Source organism: Pseudomonas aylmerensis, assembly GCF_001702265.1.
GTDB lineage: Bacteria > Pseudomonadota > Gammaproteobacteria > Pseudomonadales > Pseudomonadaceae > Aquipseudomonas > Aquipseudomonas aylmerensis.
This window is the reverse complement of sequence record NZ_MAUE01000033.1, coordinates 78,693-97,042: the sequence shown is the minus strand read 5'-3', so window position 1 is coordinate 97,042 and position 18,350 is coordinate 78,693. Positions and strand designations below refer to the sequence as shown.

Here is an 18,350-nt window from a genome sequence, read left to right as displayed (position 1 = left end):
ACGGCCGACCAGCGGCCCGCGCAGTGTCCTGCTGCGCGGGTTGGCGGATAAATGCCATCGCCCATCGCGTTTGCCCGGATGCCGAGTAGAATCACGCCCTGAAAGCGATTCCTGAGGTGCGGTACGGTGGATTTACAGCAGGGTTTTGTCCTGACCCGGCATTGGCGCGATACCCCGGCGGGCACGGAGGTCAGTTTCTGGCTGGCCACCGACCACGGGCCACGGTGTATCCGCCTACCCGTGCAGACCTCGGTGATGTTTATCCCCGAGGCCCATCGCAAGCCGCTGGATTGGCTGCTCAAGGGCGAGCGCGATATCGAATTGCGCCCGCTGCAGTTGTGCGACTTCCACCATCGCCCGGTGCTGGGCCTGTACACACGCCAGCACCGCCAGGCGATGGACCTGGAAAAACGCCTGCGTGCCGCCGGGGTGGATGTCTACGAGGGCGACGTGCGCCCGCCCGAGCGCTACATGATGGAGCGCTTCATCACCGCCCCGGTGTGGTTCGGCGGCGTCGCCGATGCCGACGGCACGCTGCTTGACGCGCAGATGAAACCCGCGCCCGATTACCGCCCGCCGCTGAAACTGGTGTCGCTGGACATCGAGACCACCGCCCAGGGCGATCTCTATTCCATCGCCCTCGAAGGCTGCGGCGAGCGCCAGGTGTACATGCTCGGCCCGCCGAATAAAACCGACGCGGTGGACTTCAAGCTCGACTACTGCGACACCCGCGCCCAACTGCTCGAGCGCCTCAACCAATGGCTCGCCCTCCATGACCCCGATGCAATCATCGGCTGGAACGTGGTGCAGTTCGACCTGCGCGTGCTCCACGAACATGCCCAGCGCCTGGGCGTGCCGCTGTTGCTCGGGCGCGGCGGCGAACCGATGGCCTGGCGCGAGCATGGCAGCCGTAACCACTACTTCGCCGCCGCGGCCGGGCGGCTGATCATCGACGGCATCGAGGCCCTGCGCTCGGCCACCTGGAGCTTCGAATCCTTCAGCCTGGAAAACGTCGCGCAGACCCTGCTGGGCGAGGGCAAGGACATCTCCACGCCGTACCAGCGCATGGACGAAATCAACCGCATGTTCGCCGAGGACAAGCCCGCCCTGGCGCGCTACAACCTCAAGGACTGTGAACTGGTCACGCGGATTTTCGCCAAGACCGAGCTGCTCAAGTTCCTCCTCGAACGCGCCAGCGTCACCGGGTTGCCGGCTGACCGCAACGGCGGCTCCGTCGCCGCGTTCACCCACCTGTACATGCCGCTGATGCACCGCCAGGGCTTCGTTGCGCCGAACCTCGGCGACAAGCCGCCCGAGGCCAGCCCCGGCGGCTTTGTCATGGACTCGCGCCCCGGCCTCTACGAATCGGTGCTGGTGCTCGACTACAAAAGCCTCTACCCGTCGATCATCCGCAGTTTCCTGATCGACCCGGTGGGCCTGATCGAAGGCCTCAAGCACCCCGACGACAGCACCTCTGTGGAAGGCTTTCGTGGTGCGCGTTTCTCGCGTACCCGCCATTGCCTGCCGGCCATCGTCGCGCGGGTGTCCGAAGGCCGCGAAGAGGCCAAGCGCGAACATAACGCGCCGCTGTCCCAAGCGCTGAAGATCATCATGAACGCCTTTTACGGCGTGCTCGGCTCCAGTGGTTGCCGGTTTTTCGATACGCGGCTGGCGTCGTCCATCACGATGCGCGGCCACCAGATCATGCGCCAGACCCGCGAGCTGGTCGAAGCGCAGGGCTATGAAGTGATCTACGGCGACACCGACTCCACCTTCGTCTGGCTCGGCGGTGCGCATACCCAAGAGGACGCCAGCCGCATCGGCCACGCGCTGGTGCAGCACGTCAACGCCTGGTGGCGTGAGCACCTGCGTACGGCATACGGCCTGCAAAGCGCGCTGGAACTGCAGTACGAAACCCACTTCACCCGGTTTCTGATGCCGACCATTCGCGGCGCGGAGGAGGGCAGCAAGAAACGCTACGCCGGCCTGGTGGTGCGCAGCGACGGCAGCGAAGAGATGGTCTACAAAGGCCTGGAAACCGTGCGCAGCGACTGGTCGCCCCTGGCCCGGCAGTTCCAGCAGGAGTTGTACCAGCGCATTTTCCATCGCCAGCCCCATCAGGACTACATTCGCGACTACGTACGCCGTACCCTCAGCGGCGAATTCGATGAGCTGCTGATCTACCGCAAGCGCCTGCGCCGCCAGTTGGATGACTACGAGCGCAACGTGCCGCCGCACGTGCGTGCCGCGCGCCTGGCCGATGAATACAACGACCGCCTCGGGCGTCCGCGCCAGTACCAGCGCGGCGGCTGGATCAGCTACGTGATCAGCGTCAACGGCCCCGAACCGCTGGAGGTGCGCCAGGCGCCGATTGACTACGACCACTACGTCACCCGCCAACTGCAGCCGGTGGCCGATGCGATCCTGCCGTTCGTGAATGACGATTTCGGCACCCTGGTCGGCGGGCAAATGGGCCTGTTCTAAAACACTTGCCGAGGCACTGCGCGAGCCTGCACTCTTGGTCACTGACGACCACCCGACGGCGCAGCTCCCATGACTCACATTACCTTGACCGGCACTACAGTTGAACTCCAGCCCCTGCAACCCGAACACAAGGCCGCCTTGCTCGACGCCGCCGCCGATGGCGAGCTGTGGAACCTCAAGGTCACCAACGTGCCGGGCCCCGGCACCGTCGACCAGTACATCGATACCGCGCTGGCCGGGCGTGCTGCGGGCAGCGTGATCCCGTTCACCATCGTGCGCCGCGACACCGGCCAGGTGGTCGGCAGCACGCGGTTCTGGAAGGTCGACCGGGTCAATCGCAAGCTGGAGATCGGCCACACCTGGCTGGCGCTGTCGACGCAAAAAAGCGCGATCAACACCGAAGCCAAGCTCCTGCTGCTGACCTACGCTTTCGAGGTGCTGGACTGCGTGCGGGTGCAGTTCACCACGGATGAACTCAACGAAAAATCCCGTGCTGCGATCCTGCGCCTGGGCGCCGTGCAGGAAGGCATCGTACGCCATGAACGCATCATGCCCGACGGGCGCAAGCGCAACTCGGTGCGTTTCAGCATCATCGATTCGGAATGGCCGCAGGTGAAAGCCAACCTGCAGGCGAAGCTGCTGCGCTAGGAGGAAAGGCCCATGTACACGCTCTACGGTACCGACGAGTCCGGCTCCTGCATGATCGAAATCGCCCTGGCGCGTTGCGCGGTCGAGTGGCACCGCGTGGATGCCAGTTCCTGGCAGGAAGGCCCGGGCACCGACGCCCTGGCCCGCATCAACCCGCTCAAGCAGATCCCCACGCTGGTCACCCCTGATGGCCAGGTGTTGACGGAGAGTGCGGCGATCCTGATCCACCTGGGCCTGGAATACCCCGACGCCAACCTGCTGGTGGGCAACCGTGGGCAGATCCTGCGCGGCCTGGTGTACATCGCCGCCAACTGTTATTCGGCCATTGGCATCATCGACTATCCGCAACGCTGGCTGGGCGAGGCCGAACCCGTGGTGCAGAACCAGTTGATCACCGGCACGCGGCGCTATCTGCACCAGGCCTGGGTGGTGTTTGCCGATCAGTTTGCCGACCAGTTGTTTGCGCCCAGCGGCGAGCCGAATGCGCTGGGCATCATGGCGGCGGCGGTGTCGCGCTGGGACGCGGCGCGCGAAGCGCTGGCCGCCCTGGCGCCGGGTTTTGCCCAGAGCCTTGCGCAAGTGGATGCCGATCCCGTCGTGGCCCCCGTATTCGCGCGGCATTGGCCCGCGCAATGACCGCGCCGCGGCCTGTCGCGTGGCACGTCACGCGCTGGTGCGATGACCCCTTCAGCCAGGGCGCCTACAGCGCGTTGTTGCCAGGTGGCGAGCCGAGCCTGCGGCGCCTGTTGTCAACGCCGATTGATAATCGTCTGTTTCTTGCTGGCGAAGCCTTCAACCACGATCACTCGGCCATGACCCACAGCGCCTGGGACAGCGGGCTGCGCGCAGCCAATGCGGTGATCGCGACCTCGGCTCGAACGGTGATTGTCATCGGTGCCGGATTTGCCGGCCTCGGCGCTGCCCGCGCCTTGCAGGCGCAGGGCGTGGCGGTGCGCGTACTCGAGGCGCGTAACCGCATCGGCGGGCGAGTGCACAGCGTAGCCCTCGGTGGGCAGATGGTGGATGTGGGCGCCGCCTGGTTGCAGCAGTATGCGATCAACCCGCTGGCGCGGCGTGCCGAGCAGTTGGGCCTGGAGCGGCGCCCGACGGACTTCTCGCAGCCATTGGCCGCCGCGTGGGACGGCCCGTTGCCGGACATCAACCGCGCCTATGCCCGACTCAAACAGGCCACCGACCGTCAGCAACCGTTGGCGCCGGGCGTCGACCGCTACCTGGCCACCTTGACCACCAGCGAGCGCCGCGCGGCACGCTATGCCATCGACGCGAACCTGATCCTCGAAGCCGGTTTGCCACTGGACCAGTTGGCGACCCAGACGCTTGACGAGGAGGGCGTCGGCCATGGCGACCAGTTTTTGCCGCACGGTTACGAGCAACTGCTGGCAGACGCTGCCAGCGGCCTGGATATCCACCTCAACCACCCTGTGCAGCACATCAGCTGGGACGAGCACGGTGTGCGCGTGGATGATCGGGATGCCGATGCCTGCATCTGCACGGTGCCGATACCGGTGCTCAAGCAATTGAGCTTTACCCCGGACTTGCCGGCGACGTATCGCCACGCCCTGGAGCTGTTCACCATGGGCCGCCTGGAAAAAGTCGTGCTGCAGTTCGATCAGCGTTGGTGGCCGGCGTCCGAGGACGGCTACCTGCGCTGGTACGACGCGCCCGCCAATTGGGGCGAGTGGCTGGATTTGACCGATGCGGTGGGCACGCCGCTGATTGCCGGGCTGATCGCCGCAGACGCCGTGGACCGCCACTATCCAGGCAAGACAGATGAGCAAATCGCGCTGGCGGCCTGCGAAAAACTCAGCGCCTGGGCTTCCGCAATCAGAAGAAACAATGACTCCTGAACCTATCCAAACCCTTGCGTAGCGGGCGTCCTGGCCTACGCTTTCTTAAAGTGGTGTAGGAATCATCCTTGAATTTGACTGTCGCAGACATGAAACTCAAGAACCCTGCATGGAATTCAAAGGAGGTGCGCATGCTCATCCGGTCGCTGACCCTGGCTACCTTGATGGCTTTTACGGGGCCGCTGTTGGCTGCTGATGATATCAACCCGCTCAAGCAGGACTTGGGCAAGTCCCGGCCGCTGGTGGTGGTGGAGTTGGACTCCGGCAACGCCGCGCTGACGGACCTGAAGAAACAGCTGGAAGAGCCGGCCACCAAGCAAGCCTTTGAAGAGCGCAGCATGGTGTTCTACACCGTGAAGTTCGGCAGCATCGGGGCCGAGGGCGAGAAGTTCGCCAAGGACCCCAAGGACAACAAGAAACTCACGCCGCCTGAAACCAACGCACTGATCCGTGCCCTCAAGCTGGGCGCCGGCAGCGGCACCAAGGTGATCCTGGTTGGCAAGGATGGCGAGAAGAAAGTCGAGAAGACCGTGCCACCGGATACCCTCGACCTGAAGGAATTCTTCAGCGCGATCGACCAGATGCCGATGGCCGAGAAAGAAATGGCCGCCCCGGCCGAGCCTGAACCCGCTGCCGCGCCGGCCGCGAAGCCAGGCGCCAAGGCGGCTAAGCCGGCCAAGCATGCCGCGCCGCAACAGCAATTGGATGATTGACCTGCGCCCAAGGCGCTGGCTGACCCGGCGCTGATCGAAGCGCTTATGTAGGGAGGGAGCTTGCTCCCGCTCGACGGCGCAGCAGCCGCAAGCGTTTTGGCGGCGCTGCGTACCTCAGCCGGAGCAAGCTTCCTTGCCAAACAGGCTTCAGGTGCGCGGTTCAGAGACTTTACGCTGCGGCAACGGAAAGTAGAAAAACCGCAAGAACGCCACGCGCTTGATCACTTCCCCGATCAACAACGGCACCCCGACCCCCACCACAAAACCGATGCAGGCCGCGACAAATGGCGGCAGGCCCAGGCGCTCCATCAGGTCAAACGTCTTGTGCTGGATCTCCCCATGGAAGATCAACAGGATCAGGGTCGACTGGCCGATATAGGTCATCACCCGCGTGATCAGCGCCGACACCATCAGCACCCGCGCCAGCGCCCAGCACACGTACACGCCAATCACCGCCAGCAGGCTGGTCCACAGCCAGTGGTCGTAGCGGCGCTGCGCCAGGTCCATGGTGTCGCCCCGATAGAGGAACACGGCGGCGAACAACACCACCGACACCAACAAGGTCAGCAGCGACCCCGCATGGGTGCGCAGCCAATTGCGCAGCAGGTAGCCGTAGATGAAACAGGCGCTGCTGATCAGGGTGATATCCAGGCTGAAGGGCAGGCCGGGCAGCACCCAGGTTTGCCCGCCCAGGGTCACCGGCAGTTGCCAGAAAAACGGCAGCATCCAGATGCCCACCAACAGCGGCACCAGGGTCAGCGCGCAACTCACTGCCAGCGGCAGGCGCTGGATCAGGCGCAACACCGCCCAACTGAACAGGATCGCCACCCAGAAATGCGGCAGGAACCACATTGCTTGCCACGGGATGGTGTCCACCGAGGCATACAGCACGCCACCGATGTCCGGCAGCAGCGGTTGGCCACGCAGTACATCGCGCACGATCACATACACCAGCATGGTGAAGAAAAACGGCTTGAGCAGGCCATCCGCCTTGCGCACGGCCATCTCCCCGAAGGGCTGCTCCGGCTTGAACAGCACCCCGGACAGAAAGAAGAACAACGGCAGCACGAACGACGCCAGGATCGGGTACATCAAGTCCGGGGACGTGGCGACAAACCAACTGTGGGCATACACGATCACCAGGATGCCGATGCCTTTGGCGATATCCATTTGAATCCAACGATGTTTCACCTGTTCATCCTCCCTCTGTGAACCGCACAGCCCCTGGCAGGAACTGGCACGCCGTCATGCCTTGCGCCACGGCTTGAGCCATAGTCCCATCCCCAGCAACACCAGGATGCCGGCCAAGGTGCTCAACCCCAGTTGCAGCCACACGCCTTCAATACGAAACAGCGCCAGCGCCGCCAACCCCATCACCAGTGCACTGAGCAGCCATTGGCGCACCCAGGGCAGGGCGTCGAGCAATGCCTGGCGCTGCATCAGCAGCAACGCGGTGCAGATCACCCCGGCCAGCGCGGCCAGCGGGATTCCGGCCAGGCCAAACACAAAGGGCAGGGCACCCAGCAGCAACACGTTGACCAGGCTCCCGAGCAACTCGCAGCGCAACGGCTGGCGCGTGTCGCCGGCGGCATAGGCGTAGCGGGCGAGCAAGGCGTTCCAGGCGCCGAATACCAACGGCACGGCGAACCAGGCCAGCAGCAACGGCAATGGCGAATCCGCCGATTGCTTGGGCAGCAGCAGCGCCACCAGGCTCGGCGCTGCCGCCACCAGGCCGACGCCGGCGGGCAGGGTCAGCACGCTGGCGGTTTCCAGGCCGCGCTTGAGCAGGGCCAGGCGCTCATCGCCCTGGCGCCGGCTCATCATGCCCAGCAGCACCTGATTGAGGCTCATCAGCGCAATCAGCGGCAGGTTCATCAATTTGCGGGCCAGGTTGACCCAGGTCACCGCGCCTTCGCCCAACAGCGACGCCACCAGGCGCTCGATCAGGGCCAGGCCCTGGCTGGCGCCGTTGCTCAGCAACAGCGGGCCGATGCGCTGGCCCAGCTCCTGCAGCGGCGCGAAGGTCAGCTGCCAACGCCACGGCCGCCAGCCTTGGCGCCACACCGACGGCAACAACGCCAGCGGCATCAGCAAGCTGCCCGCCAGGCAAGCCAGGGCCAGCGAGTGCGGTTGAGTCGCGGTGCCGGCGAGGGCGAGGTAGGTCACGGGCGGCAGGTTGAACAGCAACGAGCCCAGCCCCGCCAGCACAAAACGCTCGCCCGCCTGCAACGGAATGCTGAACAGCGCATGCAGCATCAACCCCGGCACGCACCAGGCGACGATCTGCAAATTGCTCGCGGCGAGGGCGGTGGCGCTGGCCGCCAAGCCTGGGCCAAGCAGTTGCACCAGCCATGGCGCGAGCAGCGTCAGCAGCAGGCTGGTGGCCAGCGCGATCAGCATCAACGCCGGGAACAACACTGCCAGCCAATCCAGGCGCTCGCCGTCCTTGCGCTGCAGGTACAGCGGCAGCGCGGCGGCACTCAGCACGCCGCCCGCCAGGGACATGCGCAGCGCTTCCGGTAAAAACAGCGCGATCAGAAACGCATCGCTGCGCTCACCCGCGCCCCACGCTGCCACCAGCAACCATTCACGCGCAAACCCCAGGCACAGGCCCAGCAGGGTCGCCAGGGTCAGCCAAACGGCCGAGCCCAGCATCAGGGACGCGCGCCATCAAGCAGCGGCTTGCGAAACACCACTGTCTTGACCTGCGGTAGGCGCGCCGGAAACAGGCGCCGCGCCTCCAGCACATTGATGCCGACCATCAACCAGAACAGCGCCACCATCACCACTGCGAAGCTGAAGTAGTGGTCAAACAAACCGCTGACCAGCGCCGACAGAATCCCACCGGTGGTGCCCAGCCACAGGGCGTTGTCCTTGGTCAGGCGAATCGGGCCTTTTTCCGGACGGGCCTCACGCCACCAGCGCACGGTCACCGCGACGAAGAACAGCATGCCGACGATGCCGATCTTGTAGATGTAGTTCAGCCACAGGTTGGAAATCCCCAGGAAATGCGTACCCGGCACCGGCGGGTCGACCTTGAAGCCGATGCCGAACGGGTAGGCCGCCACCGCCTGCGGGAACATGCGGTATTCGTCGAAACGCACTTCGGTACTGGCGTTGTCCGAAGAGAAAATCGTTGCCAGGCGCTCCTGCAACGGCGGGTAGGCAATCACCAGCGCCACGGTCAGCGCCGCGCCGATCATCAACAGCCGCCCGGTGTACGGCACGCGCCGCGTGGCCATCCACATCAGCACCAACGCCAGGCTTACCATCGCGCCGCGGCTGCTCGCCAACAGCAAGGCGGCCGCCCCCAGGCACGCCACGCCCAGGCCGAGAGCGCGTTTCCAGCCTTGCTCGGTCATGCCGAAACAGAAGGCCAACGGCAGCAGCAGCGCCATGATCCCGCCGATGGCATTCGGGTGCGTCCACGGCGAGCCCATGCGCGAGGACATCGCCTCCAGGCCGAATTTGAGCATGTCGAAGTTGGCGTAGTTGAACAGCGCCAGGATCGGCGCGATCCCGGCGCCGGAGCGGGTGCGCACAAATACCGCGATCGACAGCACCAGCATCGCCAGGGTACCCAGCAGCAGGGCGATCACCAGCGCTTCCCGGTGCTTGTGGTCCACCAGCAGTTTGGCCGCGATAAATACCCCGGAGAGGTTCAGCAACCAGCGCAGCCAGTTGGCCACGCCGCTGGTGTCGGCATGGATAGTGACTTGGCCGACAATGAACGGGAACACGCTGAACAGCATCAGCCACAACAGCATCTGGTCGGTGGGGCGCCGCGCCAGGCCTGGTGTGTCGGGCAGGCGCGCGAGAAAGCTGTGCCACAGGATGGCGCCCCAGGTCAGCGCCAGGATCGCTTCGCTGACGGTACTGCGGATGCCCAGGTTGATCGTCGAAAACGGCATGAACGTCGCCACCAGGGCAAACAGCAACAGGCCCCAGAACGGAAAGCGCAGGATCGTCACCGCGCCCGCCAGGCCGACCACGGCGAGGAAGGCCTTGGCCGGTGACAGCAGCAGGGCGAGGGCGCCGAACAGCAGGCCGAAGAGCACCGCCACGAGGCTTGCCAGATTCACTCTCACTTCAGTTCCTCGATCAGTTCGGCCAGGCGTCGACGGTAGGCGTGATGGTTGAAACGCTCCGCCCATTGGCGCCGTTGCGCGGCGGATTCTTCAATAGGCTGCTGCGCCAGGCTGACCATCAACTGCACCAGCGCCGGGCCGTCGGTAGGCGAAAAACGTGGCGCCGACGGCGGGGTGATTTCATCCAGCGAGGTGCCGCTGGCCACTGCCACTGCCGTGCCGACGCTCAGGGCTTCGATCACCGGCAGGCCAAAGCCCTCGGCGTAAGACGGTTGCCACAGGCGCGACGCCTGCCGGTACAGCGCATGCAACTCGGCATCCGACACGCCGCTCAGCGCCCGAATCCCCGGCAGCGTGCGCTGGGATTCGGGCAGGTGTTCCAGGCTGCCCACCAGCACCAACTCCGGCACGCCGGGGGCCTGGCGTCGCGCCTGCTGCCAGGCATCGACCAGAAACGGCACGTTCTTGCGCAGCTCGCGCGTGCCCACCAGCAACCAGTAGCGCTCCGGCAGTTGGCGCGCCGACAGGTCCGCTGCCAGCTCGGCAAAGGCGTCGACCTGATTGGGCAACACGCGAATCTTGCCCGCAGCCTTGGGAAACAGCCGCGCGGTCTCATCAGCGCTGTACTGCGACGGCGTCCACACGCGGTCGGCGCTGTGCACCGCGTAGGCAATCGACAGGCGATCGCTGGTCTTGTAGATCAGCGCCTTGAGGCGGTTGGCGTGGTAGTTGTCCAAGGTGATCTGGAACAGGTCATGCAACAGCACCACGCTGCGCAGGCCCTTGGGCTTGGGCGGCAACGGCAGGCCCATATTGAAGGTGCTGATGTACAGGTCGATGTGCTGCTCACGCAAGGCGTGCGGCAAAAAACCAGCCTCGAAACGCAGGCGATTCTGCGGTTGGTGCATGGCGGTCTTGGCACAGCCCCAGGCCGGGCAATGGGCCTTCAAGCGGGTTTCGTCGCCCAGCGGCGCCACGGTAAAGCGCTCAAGCTCGATGCCTGGGAAGGTGCGCAGGGCGCTTTCCAGCGCATACACCTGGCGGCTGATGCCCGATTGCGGCGACGTGCCGACGGTGCGGTAATCCAGGCCTACACGCATGCGGGCTCCTTGTATGTGAGCGGTAAAAGGCTCGCGTACACCTGCTCCAACTGGCTGGCGGCAACGCTCCAGTCATGGGCGCGGCGTACATAGGCGCGGCCGGCTTCACCCATCGGTTCGGCGGCATCGGGGAACTGCAACAGGCGCACCACCGCGTCCGCCAAGGCGGTCGCGGTTTGCCCGCCGAGGTAGTCCAGGCCTTCCACCAGGTCCAGCCCCGACACGCCCTGTGCGGTGCTCGCCAGCGGCAGGCCGGCAGCCAGGGCTTCCAGCACCTTGAGCTTGGAGCCGCCGCCATGGCGCAACGGTGCGAGGAACACCGAACAGCTCGATTGCAGCGCCAGCAGGTTGGGCACGAAGCCTTGCCATTCGATCCGCGGGTCCTGCCAGCGTTCGCGCCAACTGGCCGGCATGCCGAAGCCGCAGACACTCATGCGCGCCTGCGGGCAGCGCTCCCAGACCTTGGGCAGGATGTCATCCAGGGCCCACTCGATGGCGTCCACGTTCGGCGCGTATTCGTAGTTGCCAAGGAACAGCACGCGGCGTGTCGACGGGTCGGGCCGGGCGGCGGCGAAGTGGTCGCAGTCCACGCCATTGACCACCACCGGCACCGGCTTGCCGGCGATTTTTTCCAGCACCTGGGCATCGCTGTCGGTCACTGCGATTACCTGTGTGGCCTGGCGCATGACCCGGCGCTCCCAACGTGCATAGCGCCATTGATCGTAGCGAATGAACGGCAGCGCCCAGCGCGGCAGACGGTCGTAGGTGGCGGCGCCGAGGGCCGATTCGACGTTGTGCTCAGTCAGCACGAACGGTTGGGATTTGCGTGCCAGCGCGTCTTCGTAAGGTTGGAAGGTGTAGGTGTGCTCGATCTGCACCACATCCCAGTGCTCATCCAGCAACCTGTTGAAGGTGTCCTGCAAGGCGCCCGACAGGCCGTTCACACTGGCGAGCAGCGGGTAGGGCGCAAACAGCCCGGCCAACAGGGTCGTGGCGCTGCGCAGCGGGCGGCGCGGCAGGACGATCAGTTGCTCGAGAAACGCCTCCAGCACCTGGCGGTCGGCGAGCGACACCGGGTGCTTGTCATGCAGCAGCAAGGTGATCCGGTGCCCCCGCGCGGCGAGGCTGCGCAGCAGATGGAACTGACGCGTCTTGCCGCCGCTGGTGGCGGGCCAGGGCGAGTAGGGCAGGATCCATAAAATGCGCATGGCAGGCCTCAGTCCCATAACAGGATTTGCAGGTTCGGCTTGACCGGTACGGTCAGGCCGTTGGTGCCGCTTACCGGGGTTTGCGTACCGCGCAACGGGTCGTACAGGGTAGCGCTGGCCAGGTTGGGCAAGTGCGCGTTACCGCCTTCGGCCGACCAGAAGAACCACACCTTGCGCCCATCGGTACGCGTCCAGCCAATGCTGAACAGGCCGTCGGGCAAGGCGTCGGCGACCGGCGGGTCACCCGGGGTGAGCGACGGCCCGCTGACGTCGAGGAAATACTTCAGCGCGGTGTAGACCGGCTTGGGGTTGGCGTCGATGTCCAGCAGCCCGTAGAACTGGTCGCGCACGCTGGCGCGCTGGTCGAGGTCGCTCAAGGTGAACAGGAAGATGCGGTCGTAATCCAGCGCGCTCATCAGCGCCAGGCGCCGCACCACGTAATCGGCCTGGCCCTGCTGGGTGATGATGTCCTGGGCGTCCTTGGGGCCGGGGTAGGTCGACCAGCCCCACTCGGTGCTCCACAAGGTTTGCACGCCGCCGTTGCGCAGGGCCTGGTTGAGCTGGGTGGTCTTGGCGATAAAGTCGAGGTTGGCCGGATCGTTGCCTTCGGGCAATTGGGTGTAGGGGTGATAGGACACGACGGTGTTCAGGCTGGCCACGCCCAGCGCGGCAAGGGCGTCGAACATGGTCTGGCCGTTGGGCATTTCGCTGAAGAACGCCATGCCGGCCGCCACCACCGGGGTGTTCGGGGCGACCGCGCGCAGTGCGGCGGCGCTGGCGGTGAGCAGCGTGGCGTAGCCGGCCGGGTCTGCCACCGGGCGCCAGAAGCCCAGCAGGTTCGGTTCGTTCCACACCTGCCAGGCGTTGACGCTGGGGTAACGCTGGGCCAGCAGCGCCATGCGGTTGGCGAACACGTTCGGGTCTTTGGGCGGGTACTGGTCCTGATAGGGCGCACCGGCCGGCGCGGTGGTGGCGAAGGGCGCCGAACCCACCAGGTAGAACACCGACTTGAGTTGATTGTCTTGCAGCTTGCCGACCAGTTGATCGAGGGTGGCCACCTGATACTGGTTCTGCGCCGGCTCCAACTGATCCCAATGCAGGTCAAGGCGCACCCACTCCAGGCCCAGGTCCTTGAGACGGTCGATCTGCATCTGGTAACGCTGGGGACTGAACCACAGGAACTGTGCGTTCACGCCCAAAAAGTCCTTCCACACCACGGTCTTGTTGCCCTTGAGCACATGGCTTTCGGCATCCGCCTGGCGCCCCCACAAAACGGTGGTCAGGCCCAGCACGGCGACCACCGCAAGGCTGGCAAGGAACGTGCGTCTACGCGCCATGGCGGGCTCCTGCGATGGCTTCGGCAAACACTTCGGTGAACTTCTGCGCAGTCAGCGGCCACAGGCGTTCGCGGCCGATCTCGCCGGCGCGTTCGGCCCAGTCCCTGGCCAGCGCCGGCGTGCGCGCCAGGCGCAGCAATTGTTCGGCCAGCGCTGCCACATCGCCTTCGGGATAGATGGCGCCATTGCCACTGGCAACTTCCTCGGCAAACGCGCGTGCGTCGGAGGTGATTGCTCCGCGCCCACAGGCGGCGGCCCAGGACAGCGCGCCACTGGTGCCGCGCTGGCGCCCGAGCAGGCCGAGTTTTTTCGATTCGCGGTAGGGCAGCACCATCACATGATGGGCCTGGATGGTCTGGGCAATCTCGTCGGCCGGCAGGTTCAGCCGCCAGTCGATGGCGTCGGTCAGGCCGAGTGCGGCGATCTGGCTGTTGAGTTGCTCCAGGTAGTTGCCGCCGGCGCCAAAGGCCATTTCCGCCGCCGTGCCGCCGGCCAGCGTCAGGCGCACGTGGCCGCGCAGTTCAGGGGCCTGTGCGAAGACATCGGCCAGCGCCTGCACCAGGTCTTCGATGCCTTTGCCGCGGTAGATGAACCCGAAATACAGCAGGCGCAGGGTGTCGAGCGCGGGCAGCGGTGCCGGTGGCACGGCGAGGTTGGCATGGTTGATCACGGCCACCTTGCCGGTCGGCAGTTGCATGCGCAGGCGCAGGCAATCGGCGCCCAGGCGAGTCAGCGTCACCAGGCGGGTCAGGCCCTTGGCGACCTGGCGTTCCTCACGCAGGGTCAATGGGTCGGCCAGCACCACGGCCGCCTGCGGCAAGGGGCTGGGCAAGCGCTCCAGCAGGTTCAGCGGAAACGGCAGGCGCTCACGGCGCCATACAATGCGCTCCGGGTCGTGGACGGTGGCGGTCAGCGGCAAGTGCGAGTAGGCCTTGCGCAACTCGCGCAGGGCCAGGAACTCACCCAGGCGCCCGCCGCCCAGCTCGGCGTGGACCAGGTCCACGGTCTGCCAGTTGAACGTCGCGACCGCGTGCTTGATCGCCTCGGAAGTGCCCGCCACCCCGGCCAACGGCGTCAGCACCGTCACCCCAAGCTGCTCCAGCGCCGTGCGAAAGTGGTTCGCGTAGTCGGCGATGCCGTTTTTTTCCGGCGGCAAGGGCGCGAGCAGGGCGATACGCATCAGAACGCTCCCCGGTACTTGGCGATGGTCTGCAGCACTTTGCTCGGTACTTCGAACTTGCGACGGTTGATGATGATGCCGTCGACCTTGCCGAACGCGGTATTGAGGATCGACAGCGCATGCTCGACCACCGGCACGGTACTTTTGCGTGCTTCCACCACCAGGCCGATCAGGTCGGCGCGGCGCAAGGTGATAAAGGCTTCGCGGTTGTCGAGCAAGGCCGAGGCGTCGAGCAGCACCACTTCGCCGGGTGCGGCGGCTGCAAGCCCGCCGACCCGCACATTGATGCCGTTCTCGCGCAACAACAGGCGCAGCTGTTCCACCACAAAGGTCACGCCTTCGCCATGCCGCGCCGACGTCAGCCCCAGGGTCAGGCCGCGTTCGGCAATGCGGTCGGGCTGCAACAGGCTGTACAGCCGGTAGATACTTGCATTGAAGGCGTTGGCGCTTTGCGCGGTGGTGGTGTCCAGCTCCGGCAGGGTGGTCCACAGCGGCAAGCCGAACTTGCGTTCCACCAGGCCTCCGTCGTGAATGCGCTGGTCGAGCAGGTAGCAGAGGTAGATCACCAGCAGGCCGACGACGATTGCAAACGGAATCGCCAACACCAGCATCAACAGGGTTTTCGGAAAGATCCGACCCGGGTTCAGGGTGGCTTCTTCGATCACCGCGATGTTGCTGATCTGGCTGTTGTCCAGCTCGCGGTCGATGCGCGATTTTTCCAGGTTGTCCACGTACAGCGCGTAGTTGCGCTCGGTGGCGCTGAGCTCACGGGACAGGCGCGCCAGCTCCGGCTCGATCTCCAGGGCCTGCTTGCGCTGGTCTTCGAGATTCACCAGTTGCTTCTGCTGTTGAACCAGTTGGGTGCGCAGGGCCAGGTTGTTGCTCGACTCATCCAGCAGCACCCGCTGCAGGTGGATTTCCAGGGTGTTTGGCGCACGGTTCTCCGAGGCCTGCACGGTGTTGCTCTCGTTGGCGACCTGGGTCTGCATGGCGCGAATCGATGCGTCCAGCGCTTTGACCGGCGGCGCGTTGTCGGTGTAGGTGCGCATCATGTCGGCGCGTTCCAGCAGCTTCTGGTTGAGCAGGCGACGCAAGTCCTGCTGCTGCGGGTTCAGTGCGATCTGGCGCACCGTGGTGACTTCCTTGGGCTGCCCCTTGAGCTGGTTGCGCGTGCTCTCGATGGCGCTGTCGGACGAGGCGATCAGGCGGGTGGTATTGAAGGTCTCGCCGCGCAGCACGTTGATGCGCTCGGACAAGTCTTCCAGGCGGTCGGTGATGCTCGCCGCGCCGATCTCGTTCAGGTGCTTGAGGATCTGCTCCTTGTAGCTCTTGATCTCGGTGGCGCTGGTATTCACCTGGCCTTCGTAGAAGGCATAGAGGCTCTTGCGCCCCAGGGCCTGGGTGCGTTCGTTGATGTAGGTCTCGACCCAGTCCTTGACCACCGCCTGGGCAATTTCCGGGTCGCCCCAGGTAAAGCTGATGTCCATCACCGTGGAGCCGGCGGCGTGGCTCACCTCAAAGCTTTTTTCCAGGCCGGCGGCAAGGCGTTCCACCGGGGTGGTTTTTTCCACCACGCCGAGGGTTTCCAGAACCACGCGCAGGCCATCGAAGACTGCGCCCACGCCTTGCTTGAGGTAATGCTTGGCGCTTTTGAAAAAGCCTTCGGGCGGCGGCGCATTGTTGATCACTTCCAGGTAGTGCTCGGCCACCGCACGCACGATCGGACGCCCGGTGAGCAGGCGCTCCTCATCGACGATCGGGTCGCGCTGGGTGCTGGGCATCACCAGCGCCTGGCGGTTGCTGATCTCGATCGGCAGGGTCGAATCACGCCCCGGTTTGACCAGCAGGCGTGCGGTGGACTCGTACTTGGCCGGCAGCAGGAAAGCGCCGAGCAGGATAATCACCAGCGCTGCGATGGCCGCCAGCTTGAACTCGTGGCGGAAGATGAAAAACAGGCGCAGAAGATCACGAAAAGAACGGATCTCGATCATGGGATGTCGCTCCTTTAGTTATTGCCGCCGCTGGTTCTGGTGTAGTTGTAGCCAACCCCAATGGATTTGGTGAACGGGATCAGTTGGTTCAGGTAGGTATCCACGCCCTGGATGCGCTCGCCTACGTTGGATTTGGGCACGAACACCACGTCACCGCGTTGCAGCGGCACTTGTTTGCGCCCGTTGGGGCCGGTCTTGAGGTACTGGCTGAAATCCAGAAAGTAGGCGTGGTAGGCGCCTTGGGCATCTTCACGCAGCAAGGCGACCATGCTCGCGTTGCCCGAGGGGTTGACCCCGCCGGCGCCGACGATTGCCTGCTCGAGTGTGTTGGCCGTGGCGATCTGGACCGCTGTCGGGTTGTTCACCGCGCCACCGACAATCACCGAGTTGCCCGGTGCCTGGTTGATGTTCACCGTCACGCGTGGCTCGCGGTACACCGGCGCGAGGCTCTTGGTCAGGTCGGCGGCGACCTCAGCGGGGGTGCGATGCGCCACCTGGATCGGCCCCAGGAAGGGGTAGTTGATCTTGCCGTCGTTCTGCACCGTGTACAGCGTCAGCTCGTAGATGGTGCTGACGTTGAACGCCGACAGCGTCGGCATCTCGCCGGCATCGCGGACGATACGCAACTGGTCGCCGATGCGGATGCGTTCCACCGCCGGCGGCAGTTGGGCGAGTTGGTCGAGGGCGCGCTTGCCGTCCTCGACAGTCTGGTCGTCGGGCGGGACGATGCGTGCCGGCGTATTGCAGGCGGACAGGGCCAGCATGGCCAAGGCGAGCACGGCGGGTTTGATCAAGCGGGACTTCCTGTGGGTCATGCTGCTCACCTCCAATAACCGGGAAACATGCTGATGCGCCGCTTGAGGGCCAGCGGCAGGCGGCGCTCAAGATGGCCCAGGCGGTAGCCGAGCAACTTGAACGCGCTGCGCACCAGCACTTCGGGTACGCGGTGCAAGGCACCGGCTTTGCGCAAGGCCGCGAGTTCGGCCAGCACATAGCGTTTGCCTTCACCGCCGGCGTCGCCAAAGGCCTGTCTGATCCACGGCTCGCGACCGTAGAACACGCCAATGTCGAAGTAGCGATGAAACTCATCCATGAGTTTGTAATCGTGGGAGTGATGCACCAGCGCCGTGGCGGCGTAGCGCACCTTGTAGCCTTCGAGCAGCATGCGCGCCGCAACGTAGGCGTCTTCGCTGCCGATCACGTCGGCGGGAAAGCCACCGACCGCCTGCAGCACGCTGCGCCGGTACACCGAAAACGAGTCGGAGCTGAAGCAGGTCTTGATCCCCAGCACGGGCGCATCGGCCAGGCTTTTGCTGCGGCTCTGCTCCGGGTAGTTGAAGTGCCGCGACTGCGCGCCCAGCACCCCGGCATCGGGGTGCGGCAGCTGGCGACCATAAGCCACGCCGTTGAGCGGGTCCTGCTGCAATTCATCCAGCAGGTTGGCGAAGGTCTGCGGGGTCGCGGGGATGGCGTCCTGGGTCATGACGATCAGCGCGTCGCCACCCACCTGTTCGCTGGCCCAGCGGCGCGTGCCGCCGTGGTTGAAATCACGCGCGTCGATCACCTCGACCCGCGCACCGAACTCGCGAAAACGCGCCACGGTGTCATCGCTGGAGGCGCTGTCGACTACCAGCATCTCGTCCGGTTGCAGGGTTTGCATCTTCAGCGCCGGCAGCAAGCGCGCCAGGTGGCTGGAGGCGTTTCGGGTCGGGATGATTAGCGAAGTGCGCATG

At 65.1% G+C, this 18,350-nt stretch carries 15 protein-coding genes; 5 read left to right on the top strand and 10 right to left on the bottom strand.

Going from position 1 to position 18,350, the window contains the following annotated elements; translation table 11 throughout:
- Nucleotides 1-126: 126 nt before the first annotated feature.
- The 5 genes from BBG20_RS22470 to BBG20_RS22450 all read left to right on the top strand — a co-directional run bounded on the left by BBG20_RS22470 (nucleotide 127) and on the right by BBG20_RS22450 (nucleotide 5,713).
- A complete protein-coding gene (locus BBG20_RS22470) occupies nucleotides 127-2,484 on the top strand; it encodes a DNA polymerase II (protein WP_065907277.1) in 2,358 nt (785 codons plus the stop codon).
- 69 nt (nucleotides 2,485-2,553) lie between these two features.
- Nucleotides 2,554-3,132, top strand: coding sequence for a GNAT family N-acetyltransferase (locus BBG20_RS22465; protein WP_065907274.1), 579 nt, complete (start codon nucleotides 2,554-2,556; stop codon nucleotides 3,130-3,132).
- A gap of 12 nt (nucleotides 3,133-3,144) precedes the next feature.
- Nucleotides 3,145-3,768, top strand: coding sequence for a glutathione S-transferase N-terminal domain-containing protein (locus tag BBG20_RS22460; protein WP_065907272.1), 624 nt, complete (start codon nucleotides 3,145-3,147; stop codon nucleotides 3,766-3,768).
- Nucleotides 3,765-5,000, top strand: a complete 1,236-nt coding sequence (locus BBG20_RS22455; RefSeq protein WP_065907269.1) for a flavin monoamine oxidase family protein — start codon at nucleotides 3,765-3,767, stop codon at nucleotides 4,998-5,000. The genes BBG20_RS22460 and BBG20_RS22455 overlap by 4 nt, the downstream gene beginning before the upstream one ends.
- Before the next feature lie 131 nt (nucleotides 5,001-5,131).
- The gene (locus BBG20_RS22450) at nucleotides 5,132-5,713 is read left to right on the top strand and encodes a DUF4174 domain-containing protein (protein ID WP_065907266.1); all 582 of its coding nucleotides are present in this window, start codon (nucleotides 5,132-5,134) and stop codon (nucleotides 5,711-5,713) included.
- A 147-nt stretch (nucleotides 5,714-5,860) separates the two neighbouring features.
- Here the strand turns inward: BBG20_RS22450 and BBG20_RS22445 are convergent, their stop codons facing one another.
- The 10 genes from BBG20_RS22445 to BBG20_RS22400 all read right to left on the bottom strand — a co-directional run bounded on the left by BBG20_RS22445 (nucleotide 5,861) and on the right by BBG20_RS22400 (nucleotide 18,349).
- Nucleotides 5,861-6,883, bottom strand: a complete 1,023-nt coding sequence (locus tag BBG20_RS22445; RefSeq protein ID WP_065907263.1) for an acyltransferase family protein — start codon at nucleotides 6,881-6,883, stop codon at nucleotides 5,861-5,863.
- Nucleotides 6,884-6,958: 75 nt separating this feature from the next.
- Nucleotides 6,959-8,368, bottom strand: a complete 1,410-nt coding sequence (gene murJ, locus BBG20_RS22440; protein ID WP_065907261.1) for a murein biosynthesis integral membrane protein MurJ — start codon at nucleotides 8,366-8,368, stop codon at nucleotides 6,959-6,961.
- The gene (locus BBG20_RS22435) at nucleotides 8,368-9,795 is read right to left on the bottom strand and encodes an O-antigen ligase family protein (protein ID WP_065907258.1); all 1,428 of its coding nucleotides are present in this window, start codon (nucleotides 9,793-9,795) and stop codon (nucleotides 8,368-8,370) included. The genes murJ and BBG20_RS22435 overlap by 1 nt, the downstream gene beginning before the upstream one ends.
- 2 nt (nucleotides 9,796-9,797) lie before the next feature.
- Nucleotides 9,798-10,901, bottom strand: a complete 1,104-nt coding sequence (locus tag BBG20_RS22430; RefSeq protein ID WP_065907256.1) for a glycosyltransferase family 4 protein — start codon at nucleotides 10,899-10,901, stop codon at nucleotides 9,798-9,800.
- A complete protein-coding gene (locus BBG20_RS22425; RefSeq protein ID WP_065907254.1) occupies nucleotides 10,892-12,109 on the bottom strand; it encodes a glycosyltransferase family 4 protein in 1,218 nt (405 codons plus the stop codon). The genes BBG20_RS22430 and BBG20_RS22425 overlap by 10 nt, the downstream gene beginning before the upstream one ends.
- An 8-nt stretch (nucleotides 12,110-12,117) precedes the next feature.
- The gene (locus BBG20_RS22420) at nucleotides 12,118-13,446 is read right to left on the bottom strand and encodes a GH39 family glycosyl hydrolase (RefSeq protein ID WP_065907253.1); all 1,329 of its coding nucleotides are present in this window, start codon (nucleotides 13,444-13,446) and stop codon (nucleotides 12,118-12,120) included.
- Complete coding sequence (locus BBG20_RS22415) at nucleotides 13,436-14,626, bottom strand: glycosyltransferase (protein ID WP_065907251.1); 1,191 nt, start codon at nucleotides 14,624-14,626, stop codon at nucleotides 13,436-13,438. Before BBG20_RS22415 ends, BBG20_RS22420 begins: the two co-directional genes overlap by 11 nt.
- Nucleotides 14,626-16,617 (bottom strand): GumC family protein, encoded by a 1,992-nt coding sequence (locus BBG20_RS22410; RefSeq protein ID WP_065907248.1) that lies wholly within the window; start codon nucleotides 16,615-16,617, stop codon nucleotides 14,626-14,628. Before BBG20_RS22410 ends, BBG20_RS22415 begins: the two co-directional genes overlap by 1 nt.
- Before the next feature lie 14 nt (nucleotides 16,618-16,631).
- On the bottom strand, nucleotides 16,632-17,432 hold the full coding sequence (locus BBG20_RS22405) for a polysaccharide biosynthesis/export family protein (RefSeq protein ID WP_207200643.1): 801 nt from the start codon (nucleotides 17,430-17,432) through the stop codon (nucleotides 16,632-16,634).
- Nucleotides 17,433-17,437: 5 nt separating this feature from the next.
- A complete protein-coding gene (locus BBG20_RS22400) occupies nucleotides 17,438-18,349 on the bottom strand; it encodes a glycosyltransferase family 2 protein (protein ID WP_065907241.1) in 912 nt (303 codons plus the stop codon).
- Nucleotide 18,350: the final 1 nt, after the last annotated feature.

Bases quoted from the DNA above. Each gene is read 5' to 3' on its own strand.
- BBG20_RS22465 (WP_065907274.1), top strand. From the start codon at position 2,554: ATGACTCACATTACCTTGACCGGCACTACAGTTGAACTCCAGCCCCTG.
- BBG20_RS22460 (WP_065907272.1), top strand. From the start codon at position 3,145: ATGTACACGCTCTACGGTACCGACGAGTCCGGCTCCTGCATGATCGAA.
- BBG20_RS22455 (WP_065907269.1), top strand. From the start codon at position 3,765: ATGACCGCGCCGCGGCCTGTCGCGTGGCACGTCACGCGCTGGTGCGAT.
- BBG20_RS22450 (WP_065907266.1), top strand. From the start codon at position 5,132: ATGCTCATCCGGTCGCTGACCCTGGCTACCTTGATGGCTTTTACGGGG.
- BBG20_RS22445 (WP_065907263.1), bottom strand. From the start codon at position 6,883: ATGGATATCGCCAAAGGCATCGGCATCCTGGTGATCGTGTATGCCCAC.
- murJ (WP_065907261.1), bottom strand. From the start codon at position 8,368: ATGCTGGGCTCGGCCGTTTGGCTGACCCTGGCGACCCTGCTGGGCCTG.
- BBG20_RS22430 (WP_065907256.1), bottom strand. From the start codon at position 10,901: ATGCGTGTAGGCCTGGATTACCGCACCGTCGGCACGTCGCCGCAATCG.
- BBG20_RS22425 (WP_065907254.1), bottom strand. From the start codon at position 12,109: ATGCGCATTTTATGGATCCTGCCCTACTCGCCCTGGCCCGCCACCAGC.
- BBG20_RS22420 (WP_065907253.1), bottom strand. From the start codon at position 13,446: ATGGCGCGTAGACGCACGTTCCTTGCCAGCCTTGCGGTGGTCGCCGTG.
- BBG20_RS22415 (WP_065907251.1), bottom strand. From the start codon at position 14,626: ATGCGTATCGCCCTGCTCGCGCCCTTGCCGCCGGAAAAAAACGGCATC.
- BBG20_RS22410 (WP_065907248.1), bottom strand. From the start codon at position 16,617: ATGATCGAGATCCGTTCTTTTCGTGATCTTCTGCGCCTGTTTTTCATC.
- BBG20_RS22405 (WP_207200643.1), bottom strand. From the start codon at position 17,432: ATGACCCACAGGAAGTCCCGCTTGATCAAACCCGCCGTGCTCGCCTTG.
- BBG20_RS22400 (WP_065907241.1), bottom strand. From the start codon at position 18,349: ATGCGCACTTCGCTAATCATCCCGACCCGAAACGCCTCCAGCCACCTG.